This window comes from Rhodococcus rhodochrous, assembly GCF_014854695.1.
In the GTDB taxonomy this organism is placed as follows: Bacteria; Actinomycetota; Actinomycetes; order Mycobacteriales; family Mycobacteriaceae; genus Rhodococcus.
Map to the genome: position 1 here is coordinate 1,439,409 of NZ_CP027557.1, position 15,434 is coordinate 1,454,842.

Genomic DNA, 15,434 nt, shown 5'->3' on the forward strand with positions numbered 1-15,434 from the left:
GCGCACCACGACGTATACAGCCGTGGATACAGGACAGGAGTTCGGGTGCCGACAGGATTGCACAGGCTTGCGGCTGCGCTCGACGCGCAGCTCGCGGACACCGACGCGGCATACGCCGCGACCTATCCCGGGACCGACGGTGCCCGCCAACCGGTGCACACCGTCTACGTCCCGGCCGACCGCTACGACGCCGGGATCGCAGCACGGTGGGGAGCCGACGCACTCGACGTCCTCGACACCCACATCGACGGTCCCGCGGACCTCGCCGCGGTCACCGGCATCGAACCCGAACTGGCCGACGCCGTCCTCCCGCTCGTGGAGGTCAAACTGCGCACCGAACCGATCGAGGATCTGCGCATCGACTTCGAGGACGGTTTCACCCGCCCCGGCATTCCCGAGCACGAACGCGACGCCGACGAGGACGCCCACGTCGCCCGTGCCGCCGTCGCGCTCGCGACCGATCCCACCGCGACACCCTTCGTCGGCATCCGGTTCAAGTCCTTCGAGGCCGCCACTCGGCGCCGCGGACTCCGCACGCTCGACGCCTTCGTCGGAGAACTCACCGGAAGGTGCGCTCTCCCGGACGGATTCGTCGTCACACTGCCCAAGGTCACCGCACCCGAACAGGTCGCCGCCATGGTGACGGTCTGCGAACATCTCGAGTCGACCTACCCGCTCGTCGCACCCCTGCGGTTCGAGATCCAGATCGAGACGCCGCAGGCGATCTGCGGACCCGACGGCACCGCGGCCGTCGCCACGATGATCCGAGAGGCCCGGGGGCGCTGTTCGGGGCTGCACTACGGCACCTACGACTACTCGGCCGCGTGCGACATCGCCGCGGAGTACCAGGCGATGGACCACCCCGTCGCCGACCACGCCAAGGCCACGATGCAGGTCGCGGCAGCGGGCACGGGGGTGCGGTTGTCCGATGGGTCCACCAATCGCCTTCCCGTCGGCACCCGCGACGAGATCCGCGCGGCATGGGGACTGCACGCCCGCCTGATCGACCGGTCGCTGCGCCGCGGCTTCTACCAGGGGTGGGACCTGCACCCGGCGCAGCTGCCCACCCGCTACGCCGCGACCTTCGCGTTCTACCGCCGGTCGCTGTCCACCGCCGCGGGACGCATCGCGGCCTACATCGACCCGGCCCTGTCGTCGGGATATCTCGACGAACCCGCCACCGCCCGTGCTCTCGCCGCCTTCCTCCTGCGAGGAGCGAGTTGCGGAGCCCTCACCGAGAAGGAAGTATGCGATCGCACCGGCACGAATCTCGACCACCTGGCCCGACTTGCGGGTCGACCGACGGTGGTGACGCGATGACCACCGTGATCCGCGCGCAACGCGCCGTGGTGGGGGACGAGGAACGCAGCTGCGCCGTCCATGTGCGCGACGGCCGCATCGTCGCGATCGACGAGTACGACGGTGCCGCTCCGGCCGGTGCGCGGGAGATCGTCCTCGCCGACGACGAGGTGCTGCTCCCCGGCCTGGTGGATACGCACGTCCACGTCAACGAACCCGGCCGCACCGAATGGGAGGGTTTCGCGACGGCCACGCGTGCCGCCGCGGCCGGGGGAGTGACGACGATCGTCGACATGCCCCTCAACTCCATCCCGTCCACCGTCGACGTAGCGGCCCTCGAGGTGAAGCAGAAGGTCGCGGCCGAGCAGGTCACCGTCGACGTCGGATTCTGGGGTGGTGCGATCCCCGGCAACCTCGCCGATCTCGAACCGCTCTGGGACGCAGGGGTGTACGGCTTCAAGTGCTTCCTCGCGTATTCGGGTCTCGACGAGTACCCACCGCTGGACCGCGAGCAGATGATCGAGGCGATGCGCGTGATCGCCGGCTTCGGCGGTCTGCTCATCGTGCATGCGGAGGACGGACCGACCCTCGACGCGCAGGACCCGCCCGCCGGACCGCGCTACGACGACTTCCTGTACTCGCGACCACCGGTCGCCGAGTCCCGCGCTGTCGCCCAGGTCATCGACGGCGCGCGGCAGACCGGATGCCGCGTTCACATCCTGCACATGTCGGATGCGGGAAGCCTTCCGCTCGTGGCCGCGGCGAAGGCCGAGGGTCTGCCCGTCACCGCGGAGACCTGCCCGCACTATCTGTCGCTGTTCAGTGAGGAGATTCTCGACGGCTCCACACATTTCAAGTGCTGCCCGCCGATTCGCGAGGCCCGTAACCGGGAAGCGTTGTGGCGCGGCCTGGCCGACGGCACGCTCGACTGCATCGTCTCCGATCACTCACCGTGCCTGCCGGAGCTGAAGAAGTTCGTCACCGGCGACTTCGGCGAGGCGTGGGGCGGTATCTCATCGCTGCAACTCGGACTGCCCATCGTGTGGTCGGAGGCCCGCAAGCGCGGGCACACACTCGTCGACGTGGTGCGCTGGATGGCCGGTCGCACCGCAGACCTCGTGGGGCTGGCCGACCGCGGTGCCATCGCCGTGGGCAACAGTGCCGACCTGTGCGTCTTCGCACCCGACGACGCGTTCGTGGTCTTCCCGGAGCGGCTGCACCACCGCAACGCCGTGACGCCCTACGCCGAACGCGCGCTCGCCGGGGTCGTGCGGCAGACCTGGCTCGCCGGTGAACCGCTCACGGTCACCCTCGGCGCCACCGACCCCGCACCGCGTGGTGCGCTGCTCTCCCGAAAGGAAAACCGTTGACCGAAGCAGATTTCCTGCAACTGCCCGATCTCGTCGCGCGATCGCTGGGCGGGGCCGTCGTCTATGCGAACGACGAGTTCTTCGCGAGTCGCGAGAACCTGATCTCGCCGGGCGCACCCGATTTCGATCCGTCCGAGTTCGGGCACAAGGGAAAGGTCTACGACGGGTGGGAGACCCGGCGTCGCCGCGAACCAGGGCACGACTTCGCGGTGGTCCGGCTCGGCGTGCCCGGTGTCGTCGAGGGCGTGGTGATCGACACCGCCTGGTTCACGGGCAACTACCCGCCCTACGCGTCCGTCGACGGGGTGAACCTCGACGGCTACCCGACCGATCAGGAGTTGCTGGACGCGCCGTGGGAACCGGTCCTCGAGCGCGTGGCCCTGAAGGGCGATACCGCGAACGCCTTCGCGGTGGACGACGACCGGCGCTGGACGCATCTGCGCCTGAACATCTTTCCCGACGGCGGTGTGGCCCGATTCCGCGTGCACGGACATGCCCGCCCGGACCCGGCCTTCCTCACAGGCACGATCGATCTCGCGGCCCTCGAGAACGGTGGCGACGTCGTCGCGTGCTCGAACCGTTTCTATTCGTCGCCGCGCAACATCATCGGCCTCGGTCGCTCGCGGCACATGGGGGAGGGCTGGGAGAACGCCCGCCGCCGCGACGACGGCAACGACTACGTGGTGATCCGCCTCGCCGGGCAGGGCTGCGTCGACCACGTGGAGATCGACACCTCCTATTTCGTCGGCAACGCACCGGGAGCGGTACGCCTGAGCGGAATTCCGAGCGAGGACGCGATGTCCGACGAATCGTCCTGGGTCGAACTCGTGCCGCGGACCGCACTGCTGCCGGACTGCCGGCATCGTTTCCGCGTCGATTCGCCGACGCCGGTGGAGTTCGTGCGGCTCGACGTCTATCCCGACGGCGGCATCGCCCGCCTGCGCGTGAACGGACGGCTGACCTAGTTCTGATGCGGGTGCGGTGAGCGGTTTCTTACCCGCACGAAACACGATGACTCGAGCCCGAAAACTTCGGCCCCCAAGCTGTATCCGGCACCGTATACAGCACTGCATCCGAAATGGGAGCGATCACATGACCTCACCGCACCCCGTCGACGCGCGACTGCCGTTCCTCCGGCAGTTCGCGTTCGGCCTCCAGCATGTCCTCATCATGTACACCGGATGCATCACCGTCCCGTTGGTTTTCGGCGCGGCCGTCGGACTCGACCGCGACACCATCGCGATGCTCATCAGCGCCGACCTGCTGATCGCCGGCCTGATCACCATCGTCCAGAGCCTCGGTGTCGGCAAACTCGTCGGCGTCCGCCTGCCCATCGTCTGCGGCGCGACCTTCGCAGGTCTGACGCCGATGATCCTCATCGCGAAGGAATACGGCCTGCAGGCCGTCTACGGCTCCATGCTGATCGGCGGCATCGTCGGTCTCGCCCTGGCCTGGCCGTTCGCCAGGATCATCCGGTTCTTCCCGCCGCTCGTCACCGGTGCCGTCCTCACCGTCGTCGGTATCTCGCTCATCGGCGTGGCAGGTGGGCTGATCGTCGGCACCGACCCGTCGTCTCCCACCTTCGCCTCGCCCACCAACATCGCCCTGGCCGTGCTGGTGATCGTCGTCGCCGTCGGCTTCCTGTGCCTCGGTCGCGGCATCTGGGCGCAGCTCGGGGTGTTGATCGCCCTCGCGGTCGGCACGGTCGTCGCGGTCCCGCTCGGCTTGATCGACCTCGGTGGCGTGGCCGGTTCGTCGTGGGTGGGTCTGCCCGCCCCCTTCCACTTCGGCGCACCCGAATTCCCGATCACCGCGGTCGTCGCCATGAGCATCGTCATGGCGGTGGTCTTCGCCGAATCCACCGCGAGCATGCTCGCCGTCGCCGAGATCACCGGCAAGCGCGTCAGCAAGGGTGACATCGCCCGCGGACTCGCCGGCGACGGAGCGTCCGCTGTGCTCGCCGGTGTCTTCAACGCCTTCGTCGACACCGTCTTCACCCAGAACGTCGGTGCGGTCGCCACCACCCGCGTGTACAGCCGCTACGTCACCGCCACGTCGGGTGTGATCCTCGTGGTCCTCGGGGCGTTGCCGAAGGTGAGCTCGGTGGTCGCGGCGCTGCCGAAGCCGGTCGTCGGCGGTGTCGGCCTGATCCTGTTCGCCACCGTCGCCCTCGTGGGCATCAACACACTGCGTTCGGTGGACCTGTCCGACCGCATCAACTCCACGATCGCCGCCGTCGCGGTGGGTGTGGGTCTGTTGCCGGAACTCGCCGAGGGCATGTTCGAGCGCTTCCCGTCCGCCGCGCAGATCCTGCTCGGCAGCGGCATCACGCTCGCCGCAATCGCGGCGTTCTCGTTGAACCTGCTGTTCAACCACACTCGTCTCGGGACACTGGCTCGCGCGTCCCGGTCCGGCACGCCGGCCCCCGTCACCTCGGCCGGTACCACCTCTCCCCACGGAGTTGCCCATGAACCAGTCGCCGTCTGACGCCTTCGTCGTTCCCGCCGTCGACATCGGCCCGTACGTCCGGGCCGGCGGTGACATCGGCCCGTACGTCCGGGCCGGCGAGGATGCCGAACGCGCCCGTGTCGCCCGTGAGATCGACGAAGCCTGCAGCCGTGTGGGATTCGTCCAGATCCTCGGGCACGGCATACCCGATCCGGTGGTCGACGGCCTCACCGGCGCCCTCGACGACTTCTTCGGTCTGCCGATGGACGACAAGCAGCAGTACCGGGTGGTCGGCGCGAACCGCGGATACAGCCCGCCCAAGAGCGAGTCGCTGAGCCTGAGCCTCGGCGTCGAATCCGCCAGCCGCATGAACGATTTCTTCGAGGCATACAACGTCGGCGTGGAGGCCCGGTCGTTCCCCCACCTGGACCTGTCGGAGGACGACTACGGACTCAACGTCTGGCCCGACGTCCCCGGTTTCGAGGACCGCGTGCAGACCTATTTCATCGAGGCCTCGCGGGTCGCGCGGACCCTCACCCGGATCTTCGCCGACGCGCTCGGGCAGGCTCCCGACTACTTCGAACAGCTCACCGACCACTCGATCGACGTGTTGCGCATGAACAACTACGCGCTGCCCGAGGGCACCGTCGACCTCGACGGCGACCTCACCGGCATGGGTGAGCACACCGACTTCGGGATCGTCACCGTGCTGTGGGCCGACCGGGTCGCAGGGCTGCAAGTGCTCGGGTCCGACGGAATCTGGCACGACGTCGAACCGCTGCCTGGGGCTCTGCTCGTCAATCTCGGTGATCTCACCGCCCGCATCACCGACGACCGGTGGATGTCGACGCTGCACCGCGTCAAGCCACCGATCGTCGACGGTCGTATCCGACGCCGTCGTTCGGTGGCGTTCTTCCACGACGGCAACGTCGACGCGGTGGTCTCCACCCTGCCCGAATATGCGGGCCCGGAGCCCTACGAACCCATCCTGATCCGCGATCACATCAAGGCCAAGCTCGCCGGGTCGCGGCACGGCAAGGCCAACACCGCTGCTGTGCGCGAAGCCGCCCGTGTGCTGGCGGCGACGGGGGAGAACCGCGCGTGAGTCATGTCGTGCTCGTGCACGGCGCGTGGGCCGGAAGCTGGGTGTGGGACACGCTGCTCGAACCGTTCCGCCGGTCCGGGCACGTCCCACACCCGCTCGCGCTTCCCGGTGTCGGATCATGGGGCGCCGACGACGTGACGCTCGACGACGTCGCCGCGGTCGTGGCCGACCACGTTGCCGGACTGGATGGCCCTGTGATCCTCGTCGGTCATTCCGGTGGTGGCATCGTCGTCACGCAGGTCGCGGAGATGCTGCCGGAACGTGTCGCCGGGGTCGCCTACATGGCGGGGATGATGCTCCCGTCCGGGGTCGACTTCGGGATGCTCTGTGACGGAATCGGTCTCGAAGCGCCGGTGGGTATCTCGCGGTGGCTCGAACCCACCGACGACGGTCGCGGCACGATCGTGCCCCCGGAGGCCGGCGCCGCGGTGTTCTTCCACGAGACGGATGCGGCCGACGCGATCGGTGCCGCACGCCGACTCGTGCCGCAACTCGAAACCGCCCGGCTCATGGCACCCAGCTGGACGCCGGAACGGTTCGGGCGCCTGCCGCGCCTGTACATCGAAGCGACACTGGACCGTTCGGTTCCCCTCGTCACCCAGCGGGCGATGCAACGCCTCACCCCGGGTGCGCAAGTCGTGTCGCTCGAGTCCGACCATGCACCACAGCTGTCCGCCCGCGACGACCTCGCGGCGGCACTGGTGGAGTGGTGCACCGAGCGCGTCCGGACATAGGCCGGATCTACGGAACGAGACCGACGTTGTGTGCGATTTCCAGCCGGAAATCGCACACAACACCGGTCTCGGCGGATCGGTCTCACTGCATGAGGCGCCAGATGCGGTCGCGGGAGAGCGGCAGCTCGTGCGGCCGCACCCCGATGGCGTTGCGCACGGCGTTCGCCAGCGCCGGGGCGACCGGATTGAACGGGGCCTCGCTCATCGACTTCGCGCCCATGGGGCCGAGTTCGTCGTAGGTGTCGGCGAAGTAGACCTCGGTACGCGGGACGTCCGCGAACTGCGGAATGTGGTAGTTGCGCAACGCATCCGTCGTCACGCGACCCGCGTCGTCGGTGATGATCTCCTCGTACATCGACGCACCGAGCGCCTGCGCAGCGCCGCCTTCGATCTGCCCGCGGCACTGCTCGGGGTTGAGGACGGTGCCGGCATCGGCGGCCTGGACCGAGCGGAGGATCCGCACCTCGCCGGTACGGGTGTCGACGGCGACGCGGAATGCCTGCACGTTGAACGACAGCGACCGCGGCAGACCGCCGTGCCGGCCCTCGGCGCGCAACCGGCCACCCGCGACCTGCAGCAGCTCACTGGGAGGAACGAGACGATCGCCGCACCGCACGCCGTCGGCCTGCAGTTCGGCCTGCTCCGGGTCGAGGCCGGTCAGCTCCGCAGCGGCCTTGGTCATGCTGCGTCGCAGTTCGTGGGAGGCTGCCAGCAGGGCCTTCGACGCGACGACCGTGCCCGACGAACCGAACGCGCCGGTGTCGTGAGTGGTGACGTCGGTGTCGGACTGGTGGACGACGATCCGGTCGGGGGTGGTGCCGAGCGCGGTGGCCGCGATCTGGGTGTGGACGGTGGTGGTGCCGTTGCCGAACTCCGCCGTGCCCACCCGGGCGAGATACCGGCCGTCGGGCAGAAGTTCGATCGACACCTCGGAGATGTGCCCGTTGGGTGGGTTGGTCGCGATCATCGCGAGCGCCATGCCCTCGCCGATCCGCCAGTGATCACCCGTCGGCGCGGGCCGGCCACCCGTGCGCGCCATCGCCCGTTCGGCAAGATCGAGGCACTCGTCGAGTCCGTAGCTGCCGTACGTCAGGTCGGCGCCCTCGGGATGCGCGGCAACCAGCGGGTCTCCCGGCACGATGATGTTGCGGCGCCGGAACTCGTACGGATCGATGCCGAGTTTTCCGGCGAGTTCGTCCATGGCCGACTCCACGGCGAAGATCACCTGGCCGAGGCCGTAGCCGCGAAAGGCACCCGACGGCCGGTTGTTCGTGTACACGGATTCGGCGTCGACGCGCTTGTTCGGGCACCGGTACACCGCGATCGACTCTGTGCAGCCGTGGAACATCACCCCGGGGCTGTGGTTGCCGTAGGCGCCCGCATCGGCGAGCACGTCGATCGCGAGGGCGGTGAGGACACCGTCGGCGTCGGCGGCGAGGGTGACGTCGACTCGCATGGGATGCCGGCACGGAGCGACGGTGAGCTGATCGGAGCGGGTGAACTCCCACTGCACCGGGCGCCCCGTCTTCAGGACCGCCGCCGCGACGACATCCTCGACCAGCATCTCCTGCTTGGCACCGAAACCGCCGCCCACCCGGGCCGTGTGCACGCGCACCCGATCCCGGTCGAGTCCGAAGATGTGGCACAACTCGTCGCGCACCAGGAAAGGCACCTGTGTGGAACTGCGGATGACGAGCCGACCGGTCTCGTCGAGATGCCCGATGGCTCCGTGTGTTTCGAGGTGGGTGTGCTGGACGCGGTGAGTCTGCCAGCGTCCCTGCACCACCGCCGCAGCGGAGGCGACCGCCGCGTCGACGTCCCCGCTGCTGCCGTGGATCGCGGCGACGACGTTGCGTCCGGGATCGGCGATGCGCGCGTCGGCGGACTTGTCGGCGTGCAGGAGGGGAGCCCCGGGTTGCCGGGCCTCGTCGGGATCGAGGACGAAGGGCAGTTCCTCGTACTCGACGTGGATCGACGCGAGCGCCTGGTGCGCGATCGCCGGGCTCTCGGCGACCACCGCGGCGACCCGCTGTCCCCGGAAGCGCACGACCCGGTCGAACAGGTAGGTGTCGTCGGGATCGTCGTTGCGGTTCTCGTGACGTGCGGTCGAATAGGCGGTGGCCGGCGCGTCACGGTGGTACAGCACCGCGTGGACACCGGGGAGTGCCTCGGCGGCCGAGACGTCGACGGAGAGGATGCGCGCATGGGTGTGCGGGCTGCCGAGGACGGCGATGTGCAGCAGGCCCTCGACGGTGGTGTCGAGGGTGTACGGCTCGGTGCCGCTGACGACACGCGTCGCGGCCGGCGCGCGCTGCGAGCGACCGCATGAGGGGCCTTCGACCTGTTCGACGTTGGTGCGCGACCGCAGGGCGTCCTCGATCGAACGGTAGCCGGTGCACCGGCACAGGTTGCCCTTCAAACGTTTCGGCAGGTCGTCGAGATCCTCGTCGGTGAAGGTGGACGCGGTGACGATCATGCCTGCGGTGCAGAAGCCGCATTGGAAACCGGCGGCGTCGGCGAATCGCTGTTGGACGGGATGCAGGTCGTCGGGGGTGCCCAGTCCGGCGACCGTGGTGACCTCGCGGCCCTCGACCCGCACGGCCGGGACCACGCACGAGTGGACGGGTTCGCCGTCGAGCAGGACCGAGCACGCGCCGCAATCGCCGGCGTCGCAGCCCTTCTTGACCTCGAAGTGTTCGGTCTCGCGCAGCAGGGTGCGCAGGCACTGGCCGGGCCGGGGGTCGACGTCGCGTTCGCGGCCGTTGACGGTGAGTTTCACGGCTGGACCTCCGTATTCGACAGCGCAGCATTCGACAGCTCGGTGCGGATCTCTTCGGCGAGAATCGCGGTGACGGCACGTCGCCAGTCGGCGGCGCCATGCGCATCGGCGTAGTAGCTCGTTGCCGGGACGAGACGGGCCAGTGCGTCGGACAACGCCTGTGCCGACGGGATCTCCGTGAACCGCAGGAGACAGGGACGCACCGTCGACGCGGTGATCGACAGCGTGACACTGCCGTCGTCGTCGCGGCGCCCGATCACGACCGCTCCCGAGCGCCCCAGCGGCGACAGGGCGATCTTGCGGAAGGCCGTGCGGGAATTCAGAGCATGCAACGGGATCCGGATGCTCCGCAGGAGCTCTCCGGGTGCGAGGGCGTTGGAGGCGACTCCGAGAACGAAATCGGCCACCGGGATCCGCCGTTCGCCGCCGTCGATCGTCCAGATCACCGCGTCCGCGTCGAGCGCGGTCGCCAGCGAGATCATGGCGCCGGCGGGGAAGGACAGGCAGATGTTGCCACCGACCGTGGCGCGCTTCCAGATCTTCCACGACGCCAGCAACGCCTCGGCGCACTGCCGGAACAGCGGTGCCGCACACCATTCCGGTTCGTCCGAGAGTGCAGCCAGGCGTTCGACCGTGCAGGTCGCGGCGATCTCCAGGGCGTCGGGATGCCGGGTCACCGCGGGCCAGTCGAGGCCGGACAGATCCACGAGTCGGTGCAGGTGCGGTTGCGGTTCGGAGAACAGCCAGGTGCCGCCGCCGAGCGGGGCCGCGCCGTCCTCGAAGGTCAGATCGGCGCGGTCGCGGGCGATGTCGTAGGCGGTGATGTTGTGCAGATCCATCGCCTTCACCCCGCCTTGGCGACCAGCGCGGCGTGTTCCGCCGCGACCTGCCGTGCCACGACGTCCTCGTCGACGGTGCGGACCTCGTCACGGACGACCACCTCGCGACCGTTGATCAACAGCAGTTCGAGAGGCGGGGTGCTGCCGAGGACGAGGGCCGCGACCGGATCGGCGATGCCGGAGTGGGCGAGGCCGTCGATCCGCCACAGCGCCAGATCGGCGAGCTTGCCGGCCTCGATCGATCCGATCTCGTTCTCGCGCCCGAGGACCCGGGCACCGCCGATGGTGGCGAGTTCGAGGCTCTGCCGCACCGTCATGGCGCGGGGGCCGCTGCGGGCACGGGCGAACAGGGCGGCGTGGTGGGCCTCTTCGAGCATGCAGCACGACTCGTTGCTCGCGGCACCGTCGACACCGAGGCCGAGCGGCACGCCCGCGGCGTAGAGGTCGGCGGCGCGGGCGATGCCGGCACCGAGCCGGGCGTTCGAGGTGGGGCAGTGGGCCGCACCCGTACCCGACGCGGCGAGCACACCGATGTCACGGTCGTCGAGGTGCACCGCGTGCGCGTACCAGACGTCGGGGCCGGTCCAGCCCAGCGACTCCATGTACTGCACGGGCTTGCATCCGAACTTCTCGAGGCAGAAGTCCTCCTCGTCGAGGGTCTCGGCGAGATGGGTGTGCAGCCGCACCCCGAGGTCGCGGGCGAGCAGCGCGGACTGCTTCAGCAGCTCGCCGGTCACCGAGAAGGGCGAGCACGGCGCGAGCGCGACCCGCAGCATCGAATCGAACGACGGATCGTGCCAGCGCTCGACGGTCTCGCGGCTGCCCTCGAGGATCGCGTCGATGTCCTCGACGATGTGATCGGGCGGCAGACCCCCGGCGCTCGCACCGAGGTCCATGGACCCGCGGCAGGGATGGAAGCGGATACCGACCTCGGCCGCTGCGGCGATCTCCGCGCCGAAGACGTCACCGCCCTCGCGGGGCACGACGTAGTGGTGGTCGGTGCTGGTCGTGCAGCCGGTGCGCACCAGATGCGCGAGTGCGCCCTTGGCCGCGACGTGCACGGCGTCGGCGTCGATGCCACCCCAGACGGGATAGAGGGTGGTGAGCCATTCGAACAGCGTGTGGTCGGCGGCGAGCCCACGCGCGATCCATTGGTACAGGTGGTGGTGGGTGTTGATCAGGCCGGGGGTGAGCACGCACCCGGTGCCGTCGACGATCTGCGCGTCGTCGTAGCCGGTCGGTTCGCCCGACCCGACCGCGACGATCCGGTTGCCGGAGACGACGACATATCCGTCGCGGTGTTCGGCGCGGGCGGCGTCCATGCTCACCACGTGTGCGCCGCGGATGACGAGCGGCCGGGTGGTGGGATTCGCGTGCATAGTCGACTCCTCGGATCGTCGGGAGTCTCCAGTCAACTGCGCCGAACAGATGTACCTCTGCGGCAGCACGCACGAAACACCTCGGAAATCCGCGGCTCGTACTGTGCGATCGTCCAAGACCGTCACCAGGAGGTGAACATCGTGCTTCTTCGAGATGTGGTGGAGGCGCCGGGGCTCGGAATCGGTGTACTGCACGGCGACACGGAGGCCCTGAGCCGTCCGGTGCTGCGCGCGTGCACCACCGACATGCCCGACCCCACGCGCTACGTCAGCGCAGGCTCGCTCGTGTTCACCGGCCTGGTGTGGCGACGCTCCGCCGAGGACTCCGACCTGTTCGTCAAACGACTCGTCGGAGCGGGGGTGACGGCGATGGCCGCCGGCGAGGCCCTGCACGGCCGCGTCCCCGACGACGTGGTCGAGGCGTGTGCACGACACCGCATGCCGCTGCTGGTCGTGCCCGACGAGGTGCCGTTCAGCCGGGTCATCGAATACATGACCGGGCGGATGGCCGGGGCCCGGATGGATCGTCTGCAGACGGGGCTGGCGCGGCAGCGGCAATGGCTCGCCGCCGTCGCCGACGGTCGAAGTGTGGGGGAGCTGCTCGACGGACTCGCGCAGCAATTCGTGGTGGAATCGGCGCTGATCACCTCCACGGGCGTGACGGTCGCAGGAGGTGCCGAGCTCGACGAGACCGAACTCGACCGGATCACCGCAGCAGCGCTGACCGCCGACCGCTTTCCACTGCGGCTCGCGGGCGACCTCACCGTCCTGCCGGTGGGACGCGGACTGACGGACCGGATCGACGCGTGGTTCCTGGTGATCCGGCACGATGAGAGCGGACCGGAGTGCGTCGAGGCGTTCTCCGAGCTCGCCTCGGTGGTCGCTCTCGATCGGATCCGGCGCGACGAACGGCGCCGGGTGGCATGGGAGATCACCGACCGGGCCACGACCGTGCGTGCTGCGGACTCGCGGGTCGCGGTGATGGCCGAAGCCGAGGGTCGGATCTCGCCGGACGTCCTGCGCGGTCTCGTCGAGGATGTTCTCGACGGCGCCGTCACGTCCGTCGACGCGGCGAACAGGGTGGTCGCCCCGGCGATCGGCAACGACGTCGACGTGGCACGGCTGTTGAGCCGACGGCTCGGCCGTCTCGCGCCGGCACTGCGCGGCGACCGGATGTTCGTCGGTGTCGGCGGGCAGAGTTCCGACGACGACCCGGCGGGCGCGGTCCGCGCGGCAGCGTCGGCATGCGCTGCCGCACACAATGATCCGGGTCCGGTGTCGGTGCGGCGCGCCGAACTCGATTCGGCGCTCGACCTGCTGTCGACCCTGCCCGACGAACTGCGTCGCGCCTACGCCGACCGGCTGCTCGGGGACGTCGTCGAACACGACCGGCGCACCGATGCGGGTCTGCTCGCGACCCTCGAGGCATTCCTCGACTGCGACGGATCGTGGCGGCGCACGGCCGATCGACTGCACGTGCACCTGAACACGGTCCGCTACCGCATCGGGCGGGTCGAAGCGCTCACCGGGCGTTCCCTCGCGCGCACCGGTGACCGCTTCGACCTGTATCTCGCGTTGCGTTCCTTGGAACCCGCTCTCGCGTGAGCGGTATCCGTTGTCGTGCCGCGTGAGTGGTCACATGGCGCCGGTGTAGGGCTCCCAGGAGATGCCGGCATCGGGGGCGTCCTCGCGCAGCACGCTCGCCTGGATCAGTCCGTAGGGCCGGTCGTCGGCGTGGAAGACCTCACCGGCGTTCTCCACTCCGAAACGTGCCAGATCGTAGAGGAAGTGGTGCTTGTTCGGTGCGGACAGGCGGATCTCGGCGATCGACGGGTAGCGCTCGAGCACGGCGCGGCCCATCTCGTACAGGCTCTGTTGCAGGGCCTTCGAATGCAGGTTCGCGAACACCTCGAGGAGGGTGGCGCGCACGCCCGCGTAGACGGCGTCCCAGTCGACGTCGGTCGACGCGAACCGCCAGCGTGCCTGGAGGCTCGTCGCCATGATGCGATCCTCTGCCGGTTCGAGGACCGTGTACGGGTCGGTGAGGAAGCCCTGGAACTCCGAGCCGGTGGACTTGAGGACGACGAGGTCCTTCAGGCCGCCGACCACCCATTCGCGGCGGTCGGTCCCGGTGTCCTCGACGGTGATCGCGGCGGTGCGGACCTCGGATCCCTTGCGGGTCCAGGTGTGGTCGTGCCCGGCGCCGTCGACGACGACCCGCTCCCAGGCGTACTCCTCGATCTCGATGCGTGCCGAGCGGACGGGTTCGACGTCGTCGACGAAATGCCGTGCGAGCGCGAGACCGTACTCCTCGACGAACTCGACGCCCTTCTCCTTGGCGTAGGAGTAGATGGTCTGCTTCTGGCTGTCGGTGGGCAACACCGTGCCCTGATCACCCTCCAGGTGTGCGGTGTCGAAATCGCCGTGCAGGCAGGACGAGACGTTCAGGTCGCGGATCTCGTGCCGGTCGGTGTCACGCACGATGCGCACCACCCGGTTCTCGGCCTTGCCGTAGCGGTGCGGTCCGAGGACGATCTTGCCGGTCAGTTCGGTCATGGTGGTCAGCTCCCGCGGTAGGTGGAATACGAATAGGGCGACAGGAGGAGCGGCACGTGGAAGTGGCTGCTGCCTTTCGGGATACGGAAGGTGATGGTCACCTCCGGATAGAAGGACGCGACTCCACGGCTCGAGAACCAGTCGCCGGTGGCGAAGGTCAGGTGGTAGGTGCCCTCGGGCAGCGCGTCGGTGAAACCGGTGAGGCGGCCGTCGTCGTCGGTGACGCCGGCGCCCAGCGAGGTTCCGTGCGTGTCGGTGAGGGTGACGTGCAACCCCACCGCGGGTGCACCGGCCGTCGCGTCGAGCACGTGGGTACTCAGGGTGTTCATGCGCGGCTCCCTGCGGTCTCGGTGACGATCCGTTCGAGGCGGAGTCGGGTGATCTCGGCGAGCGCCGCTCGCATCTCGGCCTTCTCGGTCTCCGGGTCGTTGCCGAGGCGACGTTCGAGGATCTCCAGCAGTTCCGATGCCGTGCGGCCGGCGGCGCGGACGAGGTAGACGTGCCCGAACCGTTCCTCGTATTCGCGGTTGCCGGCGGCGAGCCGGTCGAGGATGTCGGCGTCGGCCGTGGTGACGGCGGACTGCTCGCGGCGGGAAGCAGCGTGTTCGCTGCGTTCGCCGATGCGCGGGTGGCCGGCGAGGGCGTCGGCGAGGTCGTCACCGTCGAGGTTCTCGGCCGCGGCAGCGGCGGTGGTGAGCAGCACGGTGCGCGAACCGAACGGGCGCGCCGCGACGACGGAGTGCGCCCATGTCCGGCTCGAACAGCAGTCGAGCAACAGAGCGACGGCCTCGTCCTCGGGCATCGCATCGAACCGGGCCGTTGTGAGCTGCACGGACCCTCCTTTCGTCGGTGCATTCGATACTGTCCGGTGGGCGTGCGGCGGGGGAGGTGCAAGCGCTACAGAGTTCGGTTCGCCGCGGGTGCG

Annotated in this window: 13 protein-coding genes; 7 read left to right on the forward strand and 6 right to left on the reverse strand. The window is 69.2% G+C overall.

All coding sequences use genetic code 11. The features are described from left to right. Window positions 1-45 precede the first annotated feature (45 nt). The 6 genes from C6Y44_RS06755 to C6Y44_RS06780 all read left to right on the forward strand — a co-directional run bounded on the left by C6Y44_RS06755 (window position 46) and on the right by C6Y44_RS06780 (window position 6,956). Window positions 46-1,320 carry a DUF6986 family protein gene (locus tag C6Y44_RS06755; RefSeq protein WP_159418925.1) on the forward strand — a complete coding sequence of 425 codons (1,275 nt, stop codon included), beginning with the start codon at window positions 46-48 and terminating at the stop codon, window positions 1,318-1,320. After that, window positions 1,317-2,669 carry an allantoinase AllB gene (gene allB / locus C6Y44_RS06760; RefSeq protein ID WP_159418924.1) on the forward strand — a complete coding sequence of 451 codons (1,353 nt, stop codon included), beginning with the start codon at window positions 1,317-1,319 and terminating at the stop codon, window positions 2,667-2,669. Before C6Y44_RS06755 ends, allB begins: the two co-directional genes overlap by 4 nt. Continuing rightward, on the forward strand, window positions 2,666-3,634 hold the full coding sequence (gene alc, locus C6Y44_RS06765) for an allantoicase (protein ID WP_159418923.1): 969 nt from the start codon (window positions 2,666-2,668) through the stop codon (window positions 3,632-3,634). The genes allB and alc overlap by 4 nt, the downstream gene beginning before the upstream one ends. A 127-nt stretch (window positions 3,635-3,761) precedes the next feature. Beyond that, window positions 3,762-5,156 (forward strand): uracil-xanthine permease family protein, encoded by a 1,395-nt coding sequence (locus tag C6Y44_RS06770; protein WP_159418922.1) that lies wholly within the window; start codon window positions 3,762-3,764, stop codon window positions 5,154-5,156. Next, window positions 5,137-6,222, forward strand: a complete 1,086-nt coding sequence (locus C6Y44_RS06775) for an isopenicillin N synthase family dioxygenase (protein ID WP_159418921.1) — start codon at window positions 5,137-5,139, stop codon at window positions 6,220-6,222. The genes C6Y44_RS06770 and C6Y44_RS06775 overlap by 20 nt, the downstream gene beginning before the upstream one ends. Further along, on the forward strand, window positions 6,219-6,956 hold the full coding sequence (locus C6Y44_RS06780) for an alpha/beta fold hydrolase (RefSeq protein ID WP_159418920.1): 738 nt from the start codon (window positions 6,219-6,221) through the stop codon (window positions 6,954-6,956). Before C6Y44_RS06775 ends, C6Y44_RS06780 begins: the two co-directional genes overlap by 4 nt. A gap of 82 nt (window positions 6,957-7,038) precedes the next feature. Here the strand turns inward: C6Y44_RS06780 and C6Y44_RS06785 are convergent, their stop codons facing one another. The 3 genes from C6Y44_RS06785 to C6Y44_RS06795 are packed head-to-tail and all read right to left on the reverse strand — an operon-like array spanning window position 7,039 to window position 11,953. Then, entirely contained in the window at window positions 7,039-9,735 is a 2,697-nt protein-coding gene (locus C6Y44_RS06785) for a molybdopterin-dependent oxidoreductase (RefSeq protein ID WP_159418919.1), read from the reverse strand. Beyond that, the gene (locus tag C6Y44_RS06790; protein WP_174247072.1) at window positions 9,732-10,574 is read right to left on the reverse strand and encodes an FAD binding domain-containing protein; all 843 of its coding nucleotides are present in this window, start codon (window positions 10,572-10,574) and stop codon (window positions 9,732-9,734) included. The genes C6Y44_RS06785 and C6Y44_RS06790 overlap by 4 nt, the downstream gene beginning before the upstream one ends. A 5-nt stretch (window positions 10,575-10,579) precedes the next feature. Beyond that, window positions 10,580-11,953 carry an 8-oxoguanine deaminase gene (locus C6Y44_RS06795; RefSeq protein ID WP_159418917.1) on the reverse strand — a complete coding sequence of 458 codons (1,374 nt, stop codon included), beginning with the start codon at window positions 11,951-11,953 and terminating at the stop codon, window positions 10,580-10,582. A gap of 141 nt (window positions 11,954-12,094) precedes the next feature. Between C6Y44_RS06795 and C6Y44_RS06800 the strand changes: the two genes are divergently transcribed. Next, window positions 12,095-13,558 carry a PucR family transcriptional regulator gene (locus C6Y44_RS06800; protein WP_225623741.1) on the forward strand — a complete coding sequence of 488 codons (1,464 nt, stop codon included), beginning with the start codon at window positions 12,095-12,097 and terminating at the stop codon, window positions 13,556-13,558. 30 nt (window positions 13,559-13,588) lie between these two features. Here C6Y44_RS06800 and pucL read toward each other — a convergent pair whose 3' ends face one another. Genes pucL through uraD form a run of 3 tightly spaced genes read right to left on the reverse strand, consistent with a single transcriptional unit; the run spans window position 13,589 to window position 15,341 of the window. Then, window positions 13,589-14,509, reverse strand: coding sequence for a factor-independent urate hydroxylase (gene pucL / locus C6Y44_RS06805; RefSeq protein ID WP_159418915.1), 921 nt, complete (start codon window positions 14,507-14,509; stop codon window positions 13,589-13,591). A 5-nt stretch (window positions 14,510-14,514) separates the two neighbouring features. After that, the gene (gene uraH / locus C6Y44_RS06810; RefSeq protein ID WP_159418914.1) at window positions 14,515-14,838 is read right to left on the reverse strand and encodes a hydroxyisourate hydrolase; all 324 of its coding nucleotides are present in this window, start codon (window positions 14,836-14,838) and stop codon (window positions 14,515-14,517) included. Further along, on the reverse strand, window positions 14,835-15,341 hold the full coding sequence (gene uraD / locus C6Y44_RS06815) for a 2-oxo-4-hydroxy-4-carboxy-5-ureidoimidazoline decarboxylase (protein ID WP_159418913.1): 507 nt from the start codon (window positions 15,339-15,341) through the stop codon (window positions 14,835-14,837). Before uraD ends, uraH begins: the two co-directional genes overlap by 4 nt. Between the last annotated feature and the right edge of the window lie 93 nt (window positions 15,342-15,434).

What these genes read in the sequence shown, in the direction of transcription:
- allB (WP_159418924.1), top strand. Translation starts at nt 1,317, where the DNA reads ATGACCACCGTGATCCGCGCGCAACGCGCCGTGGTGGGGGACGAGGAA.
- C6Y44_RS06770 (WP_159418922.1), top strand. Translation starts at nt 3,762, where the DNA reads ATGACCTCACCGCACCCCGTCGACGCGCGACTGCCGTTCCTCCGGCAG.
- C6Y44_RS06775 (WP_159418921.1), top strand. Translation starts at nt 5,137, where the DNA reads ATGAACCAGTCGCCGTCTGACGCCTTCGTCGTTCCCGCCGTCGACATC.
- C6Y44_RS06790 (WP_174247072.1), bottom strand. Translation starts at nt 10,574, where the DNA reads ATGGATCTGCACAACATCACCGCCTACGACATCGCCCGCGACCGCGCC.
- C6Y44_RS06795 (WP_159418917.1), bottom strand. Translation starts at nt 11,953, where the DNA reads ATGCACGCGAATCCCACCACCCGGCCGCTCGTCATCCGCGGCGCACAC.
- pucL (WP_159418915.1), bottom strand. Translation starts at nt 14,509, where the DNA reads ATGACCGAACTGACCGGCAAGATCGTCCTCGGACCGCACCGCTACGGC.
- uraH (WP_159418914.1), bottom strand. Translation starts at nt 14,838, where the DNA reads ATGAACACCCTGAGTACCCACGTGCTCGACGCGACGGCCGGTGCACCC.